Origin of the sequence: Bradyrhizobium sp. (genome assembly GCF_035484855.1) — a bacterium.
Lineage (GTDB): Bacteria > Pseudomonadota > Alphaproteobacteria > Rhizobiales > Xanthobacteraceae > Bradyrhizobium.
Map to the genome: position 1 here is coordinate 1 of NZ_DATHOP010000216.1, position 16,472 is coordinate 16,472.

17 protein-coding genes are annotated in these 16,472 nt (G+C 62.8%); 7 read left to right on the plus strand and 10 right to left on the minus strand.

Annotation, left to right across the window (positions count from 1 at the left end):
• The 7 genes from VK804_RS25030 to VK804_RS25060 all read left to right on the plus strand — a co-directional run.
• A partial coding sequence (locus tag VK804_RS25030; RefSeq protein ID WP_325375212.1) for a molybdopterin cofactor-binding domain-containing protein occupies positions 1-1,193 on the plus strand: 1,193 nt, incomplete at its 5' end.
• Positions 1,194-1,387: 194 nt separating this feature from the next.
• The gene (locus tag VK804_RS25035) at positions 1,388-2,260 is read left to right on the plus strand and encodes a MoxR family ATPase (RefSeq protein ID WP_325375214.1); all 873 of its coding nucleotides are present in this window, start codon (positions 1,388-1,390) and stop codon (positions 2,258-2,260) included.
• Positions 2,257-3,465 carry a VWA domain-containing protein gene (locus VK804_RS25040; protein WP_325375216.1) on the plus strand — a complete coding sequence of 403 codons (1,209 nt, stop codon included), beginning with the start codon at positions 2,257-2,259 and terminating at the stop codon, positions 3,463-3,465. The genes VK804_RS25035 and VK804_RS25040 overlap by 4 nt, the downstream gene beginning before the upstream one ends.
• A 252-nt stretch (positions 3,466-3,717) precedes the next feature.
• The gene (locus tag VK804_RS25045) at positions 3,718-4,548 is read left to right on the plus strand and encodes an XdhC/CoxI family protein (protein ID WP_325375217.1); all 831 of its coding nucleotides are present in this window, start codon (positions 3,718-3,720) and stop codon (positions 4,546-4,548) included.
• Positions 4,549-4,841: 293 nt separating this feature from the next.
• Positions 4,842-5,651 (plus strand): SDR family oxidoreductase, encoded by an 810-nt coding sequence (locus VK804_RS25050; RefSeq protein ID WP_325375219.1) that lies wholly within the window; start codon positions 4,842-4,844, stop codon positions 5,649-5,651.
• Between the two features lie 190 nt (positions 5,652-5,841).
• Positions 5,842-6,534: an outer membrane protein gene (locus VK804_RS25055; protein WP_325375220.1), complete on the plus strand. Its 693-nt coding sequence runs from the start codon at positions 5,842-5,844 to the stop codon at positions 6,532-6,534.
• 155 nt (positions 6,535-6,689) lie between these two features.
• A complete protein-coding gene (locus VK804_RS25060; RefSeq protein ID WP_325375222.1) occupies positions 6,690-7,937 on the plus strand; it encodes a multidrug effflux MFS transporter in 1,248 nt (415 codons plus the stop codon).
• A 110-nt stretch (positions 7,938-8,047) separates the two neighbouring features.
• Here the strand turns inward: VK804_RS25060 and VK804_RS25065 are convergent, their stop codons facing one another.
• From VK804_RS25065 to yidC, 10 genes are all read right to left on the minus strand, one after another.
• Positions 8,048-8,773, minus strand: coding sequence for a Fic/DOC family protein (locus VK804_RS25065; RefSeq protein ID WP_325375224.1), 726 nt, complete (start codon positions 8,771-8,773; stop codon positions 8,048-8,050).
• Positions 8,770-9,024 carry a hypothetical protein gene (locus VK804_RS25070; protein WP_325375225.1) on the minus strand — a complete coding sequence of 85 codons (255 nt, stop codon included), beginning with the start codon at positions 9,022-9,024 and terminating at the stop codon, positions 8,770-8,772. Before VK804_RS25070 ends, VK804_RS25065 begins: the two co-directional genes overlap by 4 nt.
• Positions 9,025-9,163: 139 nt before the next feature.
• On the minus strand, positions 9,164-10,033 hold the full coding sequence (locus tag VK804_RS25075) for a hypothetical protein (protein ID WP_325375226.1): 870 nt from the start codon (positions 10,031-10,033) through the stop codon (positions 9,164-9,166).
• Positions 10,034-10,183: 150 nt separating this feature from the next.
• Positions 10,184-10,708, minus strand: a complete 525-nt coding sequence (locus VK804_RS25080; protein WP_325375227.1) for a helix-turn-helix domain-containing protein — start codon at positions 10,706-10,708, stop codon at positions 10,184-10,186.
• Positions 10,705-11,034: a hypothetical protein gene (locus tag VK804_RS25085; protein ID WP_325375229.1), complete on the minus strand. Its 330-nt coding sequence runs from the start codon at positions 11,032-11,034 to the stop codon at positions 10,705-10,707. Before VK804_RS25085 ends, VK804_RS25080 begins: the two co-directional genes overlap by 4 nt.
• Positions 11,035-11,346: 312 nt before the next feature.
• Positions 11,347-11,577 (minus strand): HGGxSTG domain-containing protein, encoded by a 231-nt coding sequence (locus VK804_RS33055; protein WP_325375272.1) that lies wholly within the window; start codon positions 11,575-11,577, stop codon positions 11,347-11,349.
• 26 nt (positions 11,578-11,603) lie between these two features.
• A complete protein-coding gene (locus tag VK804_RS25095) occupies positions 11,604-12,362 on the minus strand; it encodes a hypothetical protein (protein WP_325375230.1) in 759 nt (252 codons plus the stop codon).
• Between the two features lie 385 nt (positions 12,363-12,747).
• Complete coding sequence (locus tag VK804_RS25100; protein WP_325375232.1) at positions 12,748-13,701, minus strand: ribose-phosphate pyrophosphokinase; 954 nt, start codon at positions 13,699-13,701, stop codon at positions 12,748-12,750.
• 165 nt (positions 13,702-13,866) lie between these two features.
• Entirely contained in the window at positions 13,867-14,490 is a 624-nt protein-coding gene (locus tag VK804_RS25105; RefSeq protein WP_325375234.1) for a hypothetical protein, read from the minus strand.
• An 86-nt stretch (positions 14,491-14,576) separates the two neighbouring features.
• On the minus strand, positions 14,577-16,370 hold the full coding sequence (gene yidC / locus VK804_RS25110) for a membrane protein insertase YidC (protein WP_325375235.1): 1,794 nt from the start codon (positions 16,368-16,370) through the stop codon (positions 14,577-14,579).
• Positions 16,371-16,472: the final 102 nt, after the last annotated feature.

Genomic DNA, 16,472 nt, shown 5'->3' on the forward strand with positions numbered 1-16,472 from the left:
CGGCCGAACTTCGCTTGAAGAACTTTGTGAAGGCCGAGCAGTTCCCGTATCATTCGGCGCTCGGCTGGGAATATGATTCCGGCGACTACCATACCGCGATGAAGAAGATGATGGAGAGCGTCGACTATGCCGGCCTGCGCAGGCAGCAGGCGGCGCAGCGCGAAGCCTTCAGGCGCGGCGAGACCCGCGAGATCATGGGCGTCGGCGTGTCGTTCTTCACCGAGATCGTCGGCGCGGGTCCCTCGAAGAACTGCGACATCCTCGGGATCGCGATGTTCGATTCCTGCGAGATCCGCATGCATCCGACCGGCGCGGGCATTGCGCGGGTCGGCTCCAAGAGCCAGGGCCAGGGCCACGAGACCACCTGGGCCCAGATCATCGCCACCGAGATCGGCATCCCCGCCGACAACATCATGGTGGAAGAGGGCAATACCGACACCGCGCCTTACGGCCTCGGCACCTACGGCTCGCGTTCCACGCCGGTGGCGGGCGCCGCGATCGCGATGGCGTCGCGAAAGATCAAGGCCAAGGCGCAGATGATCGCGGCCTACAAGCTCGAGGTGCACGAGGACGACCTCGAATGGGACATCGACGGCTTCCGCGTGAAAGGTCTCCCCGAGAAGACGATGTCGATGAAGGACATCTGCTGGGCCGCCTACAATTCGGTGCCGCCGGGCATGGAGCCGGGGCTGGAGGCGGTGAGCTACTACGACCCGCCCAACATGACCTATCCGTTCGGCGCCTATATCTGCGTGATGACCATCGACGTCGACACCGGGGTCTACAAGATCAAGCGTTTCTATGCGCTGGATGATTGCGGCACCCGCATCAACCCGATGATCATCGAGGGCCAGGTCCATGGCGGCCTGACCGAGGCGTTTGCGATCGCGATGGGCCAGGAAATCCGCTACGATCCGGAAGGCAATGTGGTGACCGGCTCGTTCATGGACTTCTTCATGCCGACCGCGGTCGAGACCCCGCATTGGGAGACCGACTTCACCGTGACGCCGTCGCCGCATCACCCGATCGGCGCCAAGGGCGTCGGCGAAAGCCCGAATGTCGGCGGCGTGCCGGCCTTCTCCAACGCCGTCAACGACGCGTTCTCGTTTTTGGGTTCGACCCACATCCAGATGCCGCACGATTACTGGCGCAACTGGCAGGCGGCGAAGAGTTTGGGAGTGTTTGCGGCGTGAGGTCCTGAACGGCGATCAATCGTCATTGCGAGCGCAGCGAAGCAATCCATGTCACAACACGGGAAGAATGGATTGCTTCGTCGCAAGAGCTCCTCGCAATGACGAGGAAATGATCTTCTCCCCTCCTCCCACGCGCCCTCCCCGCCGCTTCGCGGGGGGAGGGGAGAAGAAAGCAAGAGGAAAATATTCTGCCCATGAAAGACCGCGAGGAGATCGTGCAGGCGCTTGCCGCATCCGGCTATATCGCCGATGGCGAGCTTGCGACTGCGATCTCGCTGATGCAGTTGCTGCGGCGGCCGCTGCTGCTGGAAGGCGAGGCCGGTGTCGGCAAGACCGAGGTGGCGAAGGCGCTGGCCGGGGTGCACGCGACCGAGCTGATCCGGCTGCAATGCTATGAGGGGCTCGACCAGTCCGCCGCGCTCTATGAATGGAATTACCAGCGCCAGCTGCTCTCGATCCAGGCGCATCGCGGCGACAACGCTGACGCCATCGAGGACCAGATCTTTTCCGAAAAATATCTGCTGGAGCGGCCGCTGCTCGCCGCGATCCGGCGCGCCAAGCCGCCGGTGCTCTTGATCGACGAGATCGACCGCGCCGACGACGAGTTCGAGGCGTTCCTGCTGGAGCTGTTGTCCGACTTCCAGGTCTCGATCCCCGAACTCGGCACTATCACCGCAACCACCATCCCCCATGTGGTCCTGACCTCGAACGGCACCCGCGAACTCTCGGACGCGCTGCGCCGGCGCTGCCTCTATCATTATGTCGATTATCCCGATGTCGACCGCGAGGCGCGCATCATCATGGCGCGGATCGACGGCGCGACCGCGTCGCTGTCGCTGCAGATCGCGCGGATGGTCGAGGGCATCCGGAAAGAGGAGCTGCGCAAGGTCCCGGGCGTAGCCGAGACGCTGGACTGGGCGGCAGCGCTGGTCGGCATCGGCGTGCATGATCTGCTGGAAATGCCCGAGACCGTGCACGAAACAATGATGTGCCTCTTGAAAACCCATGAGGACAGATCGCGCCTGACGCGCGAGGTCACCGATCGTTTGCTGGGGAAGGTCGCATGAGCTGCTGCGGCGACAGTCCCGGATATGACGAACTCGACCAGGTGTCGCGCCTCGTCGCCGGCAAATTGGCGGCGTTCCTGAAAACCCTGCGCGAGGCCGGTTTCGCCGTCGGCCTTCAGGAGGGCCAGGACGCGGCCTCGCTGATGGCGGCGGGTTTTGCCGCGAAGCCGGGCCTGCTGCGTTCGGCGCTGAAGCATCTGTTCTCGGCGCGCAAATCCGACTGGGAACGTTTCGACGGCATCTTCGATGCGTTCTGGCTGGGCAAGCGCGTGCGGGCGCGCTCGCTCACGATCGGTTCGACCAAGGCCGCCAACAGCCCGTCGCTGAAAAGCCTGCAGGACAGAAACTTGGAGCCCATGGCGGGCGAGGGCGCGACCGATCAAATTCCCGCCGGCGACGACGACGTGGAGGACCGCGCCGGCGAAGGCCGCAAGGAAGGCGCCTCGCGCGCCGACAATCTCAGCGAAGTCGATTTCCGCAAGCTCGCCGACCCCGACCAGATCGCGCAGGCCCACGAAGCCGCGGCGCGGCTGGCCAAAACCATGCGCACCCGGCTGACCCGGCGCGATCTGGCGCGGCGGCGCGGCTACCGGCTCGATTTGCGGCGAACGATCCACCAGAATATCAGCCATGGCGGCGTGCCGATCACCCTCGTCAGGCGGCAGCGCAAGCCAAAGCCGCTGCGGCTGGTAATGCTGCTCGACGCCTCCGGTTCGATGAGCATGTATACCGGCGTGTTCCTGCGTTTCATCCATGGCGTGCTCGACGAGTTTCGCGAGGCGGAAGCGTTCCTGTTCCACACTCGTCTCGCCTATGTCTCCGACGCGATGAAGGAAAAGGACGCCGGCCGCGCGCTCGACCGGCTGGCGCTGCTGGCGCAGGGCACCGGCGGCGGCACCAAAATCGGCGAGAGCCTGAAGACCTTCAATCGCTGGCACGCCGCGCGCGTGCTGCATTCGCGCTCCTGCGTGATGATCGTCTCCGACGGCTACGAGACTGGCGATGCCAAGCTGCTCGGCCGCGAGATGGCCGCCCTCAGCAGACGCTGCCGCCGCATCGTCTGGCTCAATCCGATGATGGCGTGGCAGGGCTATGCGCCCGAGGCCGCCGGCATCAAGGCCGCATTGCCCTATGTCGACCTCTACGCGCCCGCCAATACGCTGCAAAGCCTGACCGAGCTCGAACCCTATCTGGCGAAGCTGTGAATTGGAGGAAATGAGAGTGAATCGAGCTTGGAACGGCAACGCGGGTACGCCCCCTCTCCCGCTCTTCGCGGGGGAGGGTAGGGGTGGGGGTGCCCGACCGGAACGCCGGTGCTCGCGGAGAGATTTCCCCCACCCGCCGCGCTCTGGCGAGCGCCACAGCCGAAGCTCAGCTTCGGCGTTCTTATCCAAGGACGGCCGCCTATGGCGGCCTCTGCTCCCCCGCAAGCGGGAGAGGTGACAGGAAAGGTGCCCATGACCAAGCATGTCGAAGTGATGGATCTGGTCGCGCAGATGAAGGCCGCCGAGGAAGCCTTCGTGCTCGCCACCGTCGTGCGCACGGTGTCGGTGACTGCGGCGAAGGCCGGCGCCAAAGCGATCATCCGCCCCGACGGCACCATCGTCGCGGGCTGGATCGGCGGCGGCTGCGCCCGCGGCGCGGTGCTGAAGGCGGCGCGCGACGCGCTCGCCGACGGCGAGCCGCGCATGGTCTCGGTGCAGCCGGAAAATCTGCTCGCCGAACTCGGCGTCAAGCCCGGCGAGAACCGCGACGGCGTGCGCTTTGCCGAGAACATGTGCCCGAGCAAGGGCACCATGGACGTGTTCGTCGAGCCGGTGCTGCCGCATCCCTCACTGGTGATCCTGGGCGCAAGCCCGGTGGCGCTGTCGCTGGCAGCCCAGGCGCGCCAGCTCGGCTATCACGTCACCGTCGCCGCCCCCGCCGCCGATGTCAGCGCGACGCCAGACGCGGACACGCTGGTCGATGGTTTTGCCCTCGGGCCGCTGCACGAGGCCAAACGTTTTGTGGTGGTCTCCACGCAAGGCAAGGGCGACGAAGCCGCGCTGCGATCAGCGGTCGCCACCGACGCCGCCTACCACGCCTTCGTCGGCAGCCGCCGCAAGATGGCGGCGCTGCGCGACAAGCTGATCGCCGAAGGCATCGAGGCCTCGGCACTCGACCGCGTCAAAGCCCCCGCCGGCCTCGACTTGGGCGCGATCACGCCGGAAGAAATCGCGATGTCGATTTTGGCGGAGATCACGGTGGAGCGGCGGCGCGGGCAGCGCGGGGCGGCGGTGAAGGTGTAGCTCCCGTCATTGCCTGCGACAAACGCAAAGCGTTTGCGCAAGGGAGCGCTTGCGACGAAGCAATCCATGCTTCGCTCGCAGTATTTGCGACCATGGATTGCTTCGCGGAGCCTGTCATCGGGCGGCGCTTCGCGCCGACCCGTTGGCTCGCAATGACGGAGAAACACCGTAGGGTGGGCAAAGGCGCGCTTGCGCCGTGCCCACCATGTCAATGCCGATCAAGATGGTGGGCACGCTTGCGCTTTGCCCACCCTACGCTGGTCTCCGTCGCCCGATTGGAATAAAAAAACATCATGAACGAACAGCACCCCTCCGATTGGCTTGGCCTGTCCGGCCGCGTTTGCGTCGTGACCGGCGGAGGTGGCGGCATCGGCCGGGCTGTGGCGTCGAGTCTGGCGCGGGCCGGCGCGCGGGTCGCGGCGATCGATCGCGACGAGCGCGGCCTGGACGCTGCGCGCGCCGAGCTGCGTGAATTCGGCGACGGCCATGTGGTGGCACCATGCGACACCACGAGCGCCGACAGCGTTGCGGCAGCCGCCGCGGCTATCGAGCAATCGCTCGGACCCTGCGGCGTGCTCGTCAACACGGCGGCGGTGTTGCGGCCGGGCGGCCTCGACACATTGACGCTGGAGGAATGGAATGCCGTGCTGTCGGTCAACCTGACCGGCTACTTCCTCTGCGCGCAGATTTTCGGCAGGCCAATGCGCGAACTGAAGCGCGGCAGCCTCGTTCATATCGCCTCCATCGCCGGCAGCCATGCGCAGGGCAAAAGCGGCGCCTACAGCGTCAGCAAGGCCGGCGTCGTGATGTTGTCGCGGCAGCTCGCGAGCGAATGGGGTCCGGAGGGCATCCGCAGCAACGTCGTCAGTCCGGGCATGGTGATCACGCCGATGAGCCAGGCGTTCTACGATACGCCGGGGGTCACCGAGCGCCGCGCCGCCGTGACGCCGGCGCGACGGGTCGGCATGCCGCAGGACATTGCGGACGCCGTGCTGTATCTCGCCAGCGATCGCTCGTCCTTTGTCACCGGCGACGAGATCGTGGTCGATGGCGGTTACACGCGAACGCTGATGAACCTGGTGCCGCGGCCGGGCTTTGATTGAGCCGCGCTGCTCCGCGCCCGCCAGGACTGCGGCATTTCGGCAACACTCAAAGCGAAAATACACGCAGAGGTGATATGGTATGGTTCGCCTATCGGTTGCATGCCATAGACAATCTCCATTGTTGAGAGATTTGGAATGCGCCGTTTTGCCGTCGTCGGGGTTGGATTGCTTTCGATTTCAGGATTCGTAGGTGCGGCATCGGCGGCAGATTTGCCTGCCTACAACGCCCCCCCCGGCGCCTGCAGCGGCGCCCGTCACGGCCTACAACTGGAGCGGTTGCTACATCGGCGGCCATGTCGGCGGCCTCGTTAGCCAGGACAGGACGACCAACCAGTCCGGAACCTTTCTCGCCTACGGTTCGACCGGCTTCGTGGGTGGCGGACAATTCGGCTGTGACTATCAATTCGCGCCCCGCTGGGTCGTGGGCGTCGAAGATCGGGCAGCCTGGAGCAGCCTGAAAAACACCCATGCCGGGTCTGTCATAAACCTCGCTACGGGGATCGTATTCCCGTCGCAATTTACCTTCGGCAACGACTTCCTGGCGTCAGCGACCGCGCGGCTCGGCTACAGTTTCGCTGACCGCTGGCTCGTCTTTGGCAGGGGCGGTGCGGCCTGGACCCGTGAAAAGATTGACGATGCTTACACGAGATTTGGGCTCGCCGTCGATCCCGGCGTGACGCAGACCCGGACCGGGTGGACGGCCGGTGCCGGCGTGGAATGGGTATTCGCTCCGCACTGGTCGACGACCCTTGAATACAATTATTACGACTTCGGCAATGGCGGCACGGTGCTCGGCAGCAGCACGAACAACGTGACCGTGACCATATTCAGCCTGAAGGATACAATCCACGCAGTAACCGCCGGCGTGAATTATCGCTTCTAGGCGGCGAAGTTTTCTCGTCGCGTTTCGGACCCGGCTTTCCTCCCATCGCACTCGCTCGCCGCGCTGCCACTTGCGTATCAGCCATCCCGGAACATGGGTTGTGCGACGCAGCATAATGAATAAGTCACGCATCTCCTGCGAGGTGCGAGAACGGCGTGACCGATACCAATGCCGATGCCTTTGTTTCATCGAGCCATCGGCCGATGGGCTTTCCTGAATTCGTCGTCGTGATCGCCTCGATCATGGCGCTGAACCCGCTCGCCATGGACATGATGCTGCCGGCGCTGCCGGACATCGCCTCGGCCTTCCACATCACGGCCGCCAACCGGCCGCAGGCGGTGTTGTCGACGTTCCTGATCGGCTTCGGCCTCGGGCAATTCGTGACCGGACCGCTGTCGGACCATTTCGGCCGGCGTCCGGTGCTGGTCGACGGCATGGCGCTGTATTGCATTGCCAGCGTGGTTGCGATCACGGCGTCGTCGTTCGAGACCTTGCTGCTGGCGCGCCTGCTGCAGGGGCTCGGCACATCAGCCACGCGGGTGATCGCAACCTCGATCGTTCGCGACTGCTACTCCGGCCGCCGCATGGCCAGCGTGATGTCGCTGGCGATGATGGTGTTCATCGCGGTGCCGGTGATCTCCCCGTCGCTCGGCCAGGCGGTGCTGCTGCTGACGCAGTGGCGCGGCATCTTCGTCGTGCTGATGCTGTACGGCGCGCTGGCGCTGATCTGGAGCGCGCTGCGGATGCCGGAGACGCTGCCGGTGACCGAGCGCAAGTCGCTTGCGATCCGCGATGTGCTCGCAGCCTTTCGCCAGACCGTGACCAACCGGCAGACGCTCGGTTACGCGCTGGCGGCAGGCCTCGTGCTGGGTTCGCTGTTCGCGTTCGTGTTCTCGTCGCAGCAGGTGTTCACCGGGATCTACGGGCTCGGACATTATTTTCCGCTGGCGTTCGCGGCGATCGCGATCGGCACGGCGGCGGCCGGCTTCCTCAATGCCCGCTTCGTCGGCCGGCTCGGCATGCGGGTGATCTCGCATGGCGCGCTGACAGGCTTCGTGGCGGTGGCCGGGATCATGCTGCTGGCGGCGAAGCTGCAGATGCTGCCGTTGCCGCTGTTCGTCGTGCTGTCGGCGCTGATGATGTTCGCCTTCGGGCTGATGATGGCCAATTTCACCTCGCTGGCGATGGAGCCGCAGGGCCACATCGCCGGCACCGCATCGTCGTTCTACGGCTCGATCACGACGCTCGTCGGCATCGGCGTCGGCACCGCGATCGGCCAGGCCTATGACGGCACGCTGCTGCCGTTCGCGACCGGGTTCTTCCTCTGCACGCTGGCCTCGATGGCGGTCGTGCTGGTGGTGGAAAAGGGCCGGCTGTTCAGGCCGCACGGGACGCCGGTGTAGCGCGGGCACGTTTGACCCAACGATGGCTTTCTTCTCCCCTCCCTCCGTCCGCCGTAGCCTCTGGGCGAAGGCGGACGGCGGGGAGGGGTCGGGCCTCGAGACATCCCGTTCTAACCCGCTTGCGATTTCCGGCGTCTGAGTTGCTGCGCTTCGTATTGGGCTTTCAACGCTGCATTGTCCGTTGTCCCGGCGACCGCGTCGGCGTTATTTCCATCGAGGCCGGGCGCCGCCTTGATGGCCTCCGCAACGGTTCCGCCGGCACCCTCCCGCACGAATGGCTTGAGGTATTGATCAAGCGTGCCCTGGTCGGGGGTCTCAAGCTCCGCCGTCAGGGCGGTGAGATATTCATCTTTGCCGGTTGATCCCCAATCGATGCCGAAACCCGCGCGCCGCGCGAGCTCCGCATGCACGAGCATGATCGTGCGGCCGTTGCCATCGAGGAAGGGATGCCCGTAGGCGAGATAGCCCATCACCTGCCCGGGGTTCTGCCGCATCAATGCTTTGTCCTGGCCCTCTTGCAACGCGTAATCGATGGCCTTCCTTATATCGTTGGGATGCGCGAACAGCACCGGACCCTTGCTCACGAAAAGATTGGGCGCATTGGCGACCCGGTCCTCGCCCGCCCAGGGAAAGACGCCTTCGAACAGCGTTTTGTGCGTGTGAAGGACGTCTCCATAGGCAAGCGTGGGCCGGCCTTTGAGATGCTCCAGGGCGGCGTCGATGCCGGTCAAAAAGGAGTTGTGCTGCAGCCGTTGAACGATGGAGGGATCTTTGGCTTTGGCGACGTTACGCAGGTAACCGCGCGTTTCGAAATCACCAAAGGGATCGAAGGTCACGGGCGACTTTCGCGCAGGTACCGTGCCTGAAGTCGAACCGCCTGGGTGCGGCTCAAGATACCTGCCCGCTGTAGCGCAACGATCGTGTTCTCAACCGCATCGAACGCGACGTCATCGCCGGACAAGCGAGTGATGTGCTCGGCAAAGACATCGTTCGACGACACGACAACCGTCACGTTGTTGGCATTCGCAAGCCTGCGAATGACAGCTTCGGTATAGGCAGGGCGGGTTGCGCTACGTCGGGCGGGCATGGAATCTCCTCGCTCTCAATATAATACGGCAAGGCCTGATAATCCATTAAATTGAGAAACGAATTAATACCCTATCGGCTCGCAAGCCATTGAAAGTAATAGATAATTGTCGCCTTAAGCGGCGGAAACTTCGCGGACTTTACCTTGCCAGATCGGGCGGCACTTCGAGGGGTCTAGTGTTCAGATCATCGACGCTGCGGGTTGCTGAAATAATTTTTGCAGCCTTCTCTAAATCGTAGTCGGTAGACGTACCGGCGATTATCGCTCTGATCTCATCTAAAACCATATCTCTGATTTCGTCTAAAAGTTCCGGCACCGCGGATACTCCGTAGTCATCGATCAATTGTGAGTAGTGCAGCATCGCGGTTTTGACGGCCTCTAGCAACGGTGGTGGACTTTTTAACCAGCCGTGCGGCATACCTCCCTTCATGCTCGCTAGGTGAAATATTGGGAGAGTCATCGCGCTTCTATACAACGAGAAGCGCGCCCAAGCGGTTTCGGTTAGAAATGGCCTTTCATTGTCTGGCGGGGATGGCGGCGGCTTCATATCGTCGAGCCCGCATGCTCGCCAGAGCATTTCCGCGAACTGCCGCGCCCTCAACCCGTCTGGCGTCTGCTGAGATGCGGCTTCAATCGCCACATCGACCTTGATTGGACTCATCATCTTCGAAACAATTTGGTAGCGATTCAAATCAATGACGGCAGCCCAAAGGCGATCAACAGCTTCCAATTTGCGTTGGGTTACCGCTGCAGATGCCACGGCGAAGCCGTCGAGCGCGGTCCTTCTTAGTGCGGCAATTTCATCGTCCTGAGACTTTGACTTTCTGTCAAATGCGACTTCAGTCTTTCTCAGCTCGGCCTTATAGCCCTCAATGGCCTTGTTTGATCTGTAGTCAACGAGATGATCGAAGACAGCCTTGGCGGCGAAGCCTGCGGGAAACGTGAGATACGGCCATGTGGACGACCAAATTCCGGCAACGTCTGACCAGGCCACGGCTGCAATGATCATTGCTGTGTGTCTCGCTTGCCGTGTTTCTTCAGACCATCCAGGGTCGCCGCTTTAGGTAGTTCGATCACTACCTGTAGAACTGAGCGGCACATGAAAAACCCGCCAACGATAGCGGGCTTTCCAGATTATGTTGCCGTTGCTTAATCGGCCTCACATGGAAGCCCGACGCGGCTCCCAAGCATCATCGGCCCGATCATGATTGAAAAGGATTTCATCGCGGAGAGGTGCGTCCTGTTCAACCAACTTTGCAATCGTCCCGTGTAGTTCATTGAGTATTTCTCTGCCCTGAGGTTGAGCAACCTCAGATGACAGAAAAAGTACCCTAAGAATCAGATCGGCGGGGCCGGGGATTTTGCATTTTTTCTTTTCCCATCGGGCAACCGTTTGATCGTCCACACGTAGCAATTTCGCAATTTCAGACTGAGTTTTCCCCATTTGGGTTCTGAGAAACCTGATCTCCTTTGGGTCAAGCGTTTTTTGGGATGTTACCAGATGCAGCCCAATTGCTCGCCACAGTCCGTCTATGTTCTCTATGCTGACGTACTCTTCTCCATCCACCCTCTCTATGGAAAAACCACTGTCAAGATAGATATTGTCCAGGCCGCACTCCTTGTAGAGATAAGGCTTCTCCGCAGGAGCATCCGCGCCTATTGAGAATACTTGTGCGTTGCTCATCTGAGGTCCTCCCATTCTACTGTTTTGACGAACAGGCGTTGATCGCGGACAACAATCGTGACCACGCCAACCTCTCTCTGCCCCTTCATCGCTTTACACATTTTGATTTTCCATTCTCCCGGGTATTTTCCAGCTTCAACCTCTCCTTTGACAAAACCGGTTCGCAAAACTTCAAACATCATTTTGTCCGTTATGCCTCTCCAGTCCATTTGACTTTCCGCATGCATGTCATAGTTGGCCGAGCGCCAGCGGACGTTTCTGGAATCGAGAGCCAATTCCCGCACTTTTTTCGAGCTTGCGAGGGTCGGGGCGATACAAAACGGCATTCTTGCTTGTCGGATCATCTTCCATGCGACCTATCATAATGATAGGCTATAACCTGTCAATATGATAGGTACGGTTAACCGGAGGTTTAAGGCCTAGTTACCAAAAATCACGTACATGTGTGTCATTTTGGCCCGGAAAAGCCCAACAGGCGGCCTTAACTTGCCAAAGGTATCGACCCAGTTGCCGCGCTCTATGGCCATGCGGCAATTCGACTCACCTGATCGTGAGACGCGAATGTATGCCACCATGACACGGCCTAGACTGCCCTTGAGGTCGGTCCTGTGATGTTCGCCCTGCCAAATCACATCATTTCATCCCTTGCAGCATCTTCCTTGCCTCACCCAGCAAGTCCGTATCTCCTTCCGCTCGGCGATCGCTTCCCCCGTGAACAGGCCGTGCCGGCGCGCGTTCTGGTTTCCGCATCGGGCGCCGGATCCCGGCGCGCCGCCGTGCATGCGGCAGCGCCGTTTGCCGCGCACCGCCGGCGCGCGGCACGATCCGCAGCTGCGGGTTTTGGCGCCGCAACGCCGGCTCGCCAGCATGGGGCCGGTATTGCGGGCGTGATCGCTCACCCCTGCGCTTCGCCCCTCGCGTCCACGGAATCGTGCTCGCGTGCGCCGCGATCGGGCGTCGTGTGCATCCTTGCATCCATCGCCGCGGCCGCCCCGCTTTTGTCCGAGACGATCACGCTTCGATGCTGCGTGACGTTGCCGACGATGGCGTTGCCGCCATCCCCGACCCTCACGTTCTGCACTTTGATGGCGGGCTCGGCATGGTTGCGATGGCGGTTGAGCGCCTCGATCTGGGCCGGAAAGGTGCGGGCCAGCCGGCCGAGCGCGCGCGCGGCGCTGTCTTGGCGAGCGATGTCGTCCGCGTTGGCGAGCTGATAGGCGCATCGCATCGCCATCACATGAACGGACACCATCTGCGCCACCAGCATGGCCTCGACGGAATCCCTGGGCTTGATGCTTTTGATCATCGAAATCATGAAGCCGAGGTTGACCGCGTCGGGCCTCTCGCCCTTCGCGCTGGCCTTCACCAATTGTTTGAGAATGCCATGCATCGCATCGCGATCGGCGACCCCCAAGCTCTCCGCCATCAGCCGTTCGCCTAGCTCCGAATCCGGATGGTCGATCGAGAATCCGTGGGGCGAAAGTATTACCCGCACGGCCGCGGCAGCATTGGTTTGACCGGTTGCGGCCATGGCCGTTGCGTTGTCGAGGTCCAAAGCAGTGTCCATGTCGATATCTCCTTGGAAATGCGCATCGGAAGCGCGCGCGATTCGGCACGCCGTAAGGCGATCATTCGCCGCGGCGAGCCGGTGCAACTTCAATGGTCGGGATTTTGGGTGTCATCGCGCCGAAGAGCCCGTTGCTGGACGGGGGCCATGGGCGTCTTACGACTGGCGCGATGATGGAGTCATGCCGGTGATTTGCCCGACGAGTCAAAATGTTTTTGCGGGCTCGCCCAAAGGCCGGGCCATGCTCCTTTGCATGGGGTTGTTTTCGATATTTTCGTTGCGAGGCCCATAAGCGAGCTCGCGAAGTCGCGGGCGGTGCCTGCGCTCCCCTCCTCCCACGCGCCCTTCGCGCGTGGCGGGGAGGGGTCGGGGGTCTATCAGCCTAGCTCCTCTGCTAGCGAGTTTGCTGAGGCGCCCCCCACCCCCGACCCCTTCCCGCCGCTTCGCGGGGGGAGGGGGGAGATACTCGCCGCTAATCGAACAAGCTCGACACCGACTCTTCCGCGGCCGTGCGCGCGATGGCCTCCGCGATCAACGGCGCGATCGGCAGGGTGCGGATATTCGGCGCGTTGCGGACGGCTTCGGTCGGCAGGATCGAGTCGGTGATGACGAGCTCCTTCAGCCGCGAGCCGATGATGCGGGCGGCGGCGCCGCCGGACAGCACGCCGTGGCTGATATAGGCGTAGACGTCCTTGGCGCCGTTGGCGAGCAGCGCGTCGGCGGCGTTCACCAGCGTGCCGCCGGAATCGACGATGTCGTCGACCAGGATGCAGGTAAAGCCGGCGCAATCGCCGATCACGTTCATGACCTCGGATTCGCCGGCGCGCTCGCGGCGCTTGTCGATGATGGCAAGCGGGGTGTTGATGCGCTTGGCCAGCCCGCGCGCGCGCACCACGCCGCCGACGTCGGGCGACACCACCATGACGTTACCGAGGTCGAAGCGTTCCTTGATGTCGCGCACCATGACAGGCGATGCGAACAGATTGTCGGTCGGGATGTCGAAGAAGCCCTGGATTTGCAAGGCGTGCAAATCCAGCGTCATGACGCGGTCGACGCCGGCCTGGGTGATCAGATTGGCCACGAGTTTTGCGGAGATCGGCGTGCGCGAGCCGGATTTGCGATCCTGCCTGGCATAGCCGAAATAGGGGATCACGGCGGTGATGCGGCGCGCCGAGGAACGGCGCAGCGCATCGGTGATGATCAACAGTTCCATCAGATGGTCGTTGGCCGGAAACGACGTCGACTGAATGATGAAGGCATCCGAGCCGCGGACGTTTTCCTGGATCTCGACGAAGATTTCCATGTCGGCGAAGCGCCGGACCACGGCCTTAGTGAGCTGCAGGTCGAGGCCCTTGGCGATCGCCTCGGACAGCGCGGGATTGGAGTTGCCGGCGATGAGCTTGATGGAGCCGTTCTTGGCCGACATCGAGGCTTCTCCTCGCGCCTTGGGGGATACGACGTTCAGCATATCGGAATACCCATGGAACTGGCGCGTTTGGACGAGCGAGGTGATATCAAGGAGCGGGCGCGGCTGGCAACCCGTGGAATCAGGTTTTCCTGCGCAAAATCAGCGCCCAAGGCCTATTTTGGGTTAATGGGCCAGCGCGCTGACCTGGAACGCCGTGGTAGCCGGGGCGGGCCCATCGGCGTTGGCGATCGCAGGGCCCCGCTTGCCGGGCGCCGGAGCCACGGGCGGGGCGTCCGGAGCCGGCGTGCCGTTGATCATGGCGCTGAGCCCGCTGAAGCCGGCCTGGGCTATTCTTCGCAGCACGAGGTCGTCGGCCGAATTCCAGGGATCGCGCCCGGACTTGCCGGCCGGCTCCTCGCCGGACAGCCGCAGCGCCCGCTGCTGGTTCAGGTCATAGACGTCCCAGACCCAGGCGATGGTGGTGCGGCCGTGGCTGACCTCTGCGGCGAGGTAGCTGCGCACCCGGTAGGAGGCCGAGCCCTCGTTACGCGACACGATCGAGAGGTTGCGCAATTTCGATTCGCTGTCGAGCACGCCGACCATACGATCGAAAATCTGCGGCGGCGGGCCGTCGATCGATTCGAACGCAACCGTGGGACCGCTGCCACCCGGCGCCACCGCAAACGAGCCGCCGGCCGCCCCGCCGGCGGCGCAGCCGCCGACCGCGCAGGCCAGCGCGAGCAGCGTTGCCGCCAACGCGGCACGCACCGGTTTGGCCCGAAACAAAGTTGCCGAGACGTCCCTCATCGCGTCCCGAGCGATATCGTTAAAACGCGTTAAGGTCTAGGGCAGGAAAGCCACGATGGCGGAGAGTTGGAACGGCGGGCCGCCCTTCAATCGCCGGATTTGCGTTTGCCGAACCGCGCCCGGAAACTGTCCCACATTCCGATCCGCACGCCGTTCCGCCGCATCACGACGGCCTGCTGCAGAATCGTCAGCGAATTGTTCCAGGTCCAGTAGATCACCAGCCCTGCGGAGAATTTGGCCAGCATGAAGGTGAAGATCAGGGGCAGCCAGCCCAGGATCGCCGCCTGCGCCGGATCGGCGGACGCCGGCGTGAGTTTCAGCTGCAGCCATTGCGTGACGCCCATGATCAGCGGCCAGGCGCCGACGATCAGGAATCCGCCGAGCAGCGGCAGCGACGTCGTGTCATATGGGATCAGCCCGAACAGGTTGAACACATTGGTCGGGTCCGGCGCCGACAGATCCCTGATCCAGCCGAAGAACGGCGCCTGGCGCATCTCGATGGTGATGAACAGCACCTTGTAGAGCGCGAAGAACACGGGAATCTGGATCAGCGTCGGCAGACAGCCCGCGATCGGGTTGATCTTCTCCTTGCGGTAGAGCTGCATCGTCGCCTGCTGCTGCCTGACCTTGTCGTCGGCGAAGCTCTCGCGGATCATCTTAAGCTGCGGCTGCAGCGCCTTCATCTTCGCCGCCGAGGCATAGGATTTGCTGGCGAGCGGAAAGAACGCGACCTTGAGCATCAAGGTCACCAGCAGGATCGCCACGCCGAAATTGCCGACCAGCCGGTAAATACCGTCGATCAGCGTGAACATCGGCTTGGTGATGAAACGGAACCAGCCCCAGTCGATCGCAAGATCGAAGCGGTTGAGATGCAGCGCCCCGTCATAGCCGTCGATAACCGCCACTTCCTTCGCACCCGCGAACAGCCTGATAGTTGCGACGGCGCGACCGCCCGGTGCGACGGTCCTGATGTCCTCGACATAGTCGGCCTGGTAGGTCTTCAGCGCGCCCAGGGAGTGCGCGGAAAATTCCGCCTGCAGATGCGCGGCGGGATCGGGAAGCAGCGCGGCCGCCCAGTATTTGTCGGTGAATCCGAGCCAGGCGTTGGCGAGGTTGAAGGCGATGCGCTTCTTGTCGTCGAGATTCTTGTAGCTGACCTCCTGCAGCCCCTGGTCCCCGAGCACGCCGATCGCACCTTCGTGCAGCAGATAATACCCTGATGTCGGCGGCGGGTTGTGACGGGAAATCAGCGCGTAGGGCGCCAGCAAAACCGCCGCATCGCCGCTGTTGAGAACCTCGTCGCCGATGCTGAACAGGTATTTGTCGTCGACCGAAATCGTCCGCCTGAATTCCAGCCCCTGGCCGTTCTGCCAGACCAGCGTGACCGGGCGGCCCACGCCAAGGCTGTCCGCGCCCTCCTGGCGCCAAACCGTCTCCGAGGTGGGTACTTTGAGATCGACGCTGGAGCCATCGACCCAGCCGAATTCGGCATAAAACGGATACGGGCTGCCCGCGGGCGAAAGCAGTTCGATCGCCGGCGAGGTGGGATCGGTGGTCTCGCGATAGCGGACAAGCGCGAGATCGTCGATCCGTCCGCCGGTCAAGGCGATCGATCCCTTGAGCCGCGGGGTATCGATGGCGACGCGTTGCGATCTTGCGAGCGCCTGAAGCCGCGCGATCGGTTCGGCGCGTTGCGTGTCCGTTGTCGCAGCAGTTCGCGTTGCGATCGCCGGTGTTTGCGGCCGGGCGATCCCGGCAGCGACCGGGCCGGGCTGCGAAGCTGGCTTGCCGAGAAAGGATGTAGCGAAGAAATATTGCCAGGTTATCAGGACGACCACGGAAAGCGCGAGGGCATAGAACACATTGTTCTGGTCGTGCATGGTTTGGCCTCCGTTGCCGGCTGCAACATAGTTTGGAACCGGTTCCGAAAATACAAGCCTCGCGCCGTCTGTTTCTCCCTCGCCCCGCACTTGCGGGGAGAG

Excerpts from the sequence above, each read along its gene's own strand:
- VK804_RS25035 (WP_325375214.1), top strand. The coding sequence starts at position 1,388 with ATGAAAGACCGCGAGGAGATCGTGCAGGCGCTTGCCGCATCCGGCTAT.
- VK804_RS25040 (WP_325375216.1), top strand. The coding sequence starts at position 2,257 with ATGAGCTGCTGCGGCGACAGTCCCGGATATGACGAACTCGACCAGGTG.
- VK804_RS25045 (WP_325375217.1), top strand. The coding sequence starts at position 3,718 with ATGACCAAGCATGTCGAAGTGATGGATCTGGTCGCGCAGATGAAGGCC.
- VK804_RS25050 (WP_325375219.1), top strand. The coding sequence starts at position 4,842 with ATGAACGAACAGCACCCCTCCGATTGGCTTGGCCTGTCCGGCCGCGTT.
- VK804_RS25070 (WP_325375225.1), bottom strand. The coding sequence starts at position 9,024 with ATGCCCGCCCGACGTAGCGCAACCCGCCCTGCCTATACCGAAGCTGTC.
- VK804_RS25075 (WP_325375226.1), bottom strand. The coding sequence starts at position 10,033 with ATGATCATTGCAGCCGTGGCCTGGTCAGACGTTGCCGGAATTTGGTCG.
- VK804_RS25080 (WP_325375227.1), bottom strand. The coding sequence starts at position 10,708 with ATGAGCAACGCACAAGTATTCTCAATAGGCGCGGATGCTCCTGCGGAG.
- VK804_RS25085 (WP_325375229.1), bottom strand. The coding sequence starts at position 11,034 with ATGCCGTTTTGTATCGCCCCGACCCTCGCAAGCTCGAAAAAAGTGCGG.
- VK804_RS33055 (WP_325375272.1), bottom strand. The coding sequence starts at position 11,577 with ATGCTGGCGAGCCGGCGTTGCGGCGCCAAAACCCGCAGCTGCGGATCG.
- VK804_RS25100 (WP_325375232.1), bottom strand. The coding sequence starts at position 13,701 with ATGTCGGCCAAGAACGGCTCCATCAAGCTCATCGCCGGCAACTCCAAT.
- VK804_RS25105 (WP_325375234.1), bottom strand. The coding sequence starts at position 14,490 with ATGAGGGACGTCTCGGCAACTTTGTTTCGGGCCAAACCGGTGCGTGCC.
- yidC (WP_325375235.1), bottom strand. The coding sequence starts at position 16,370 with ATGCACGACCAGAACAATGTGTTCTATGCCCTCGCGCTTTCCGTGGTC.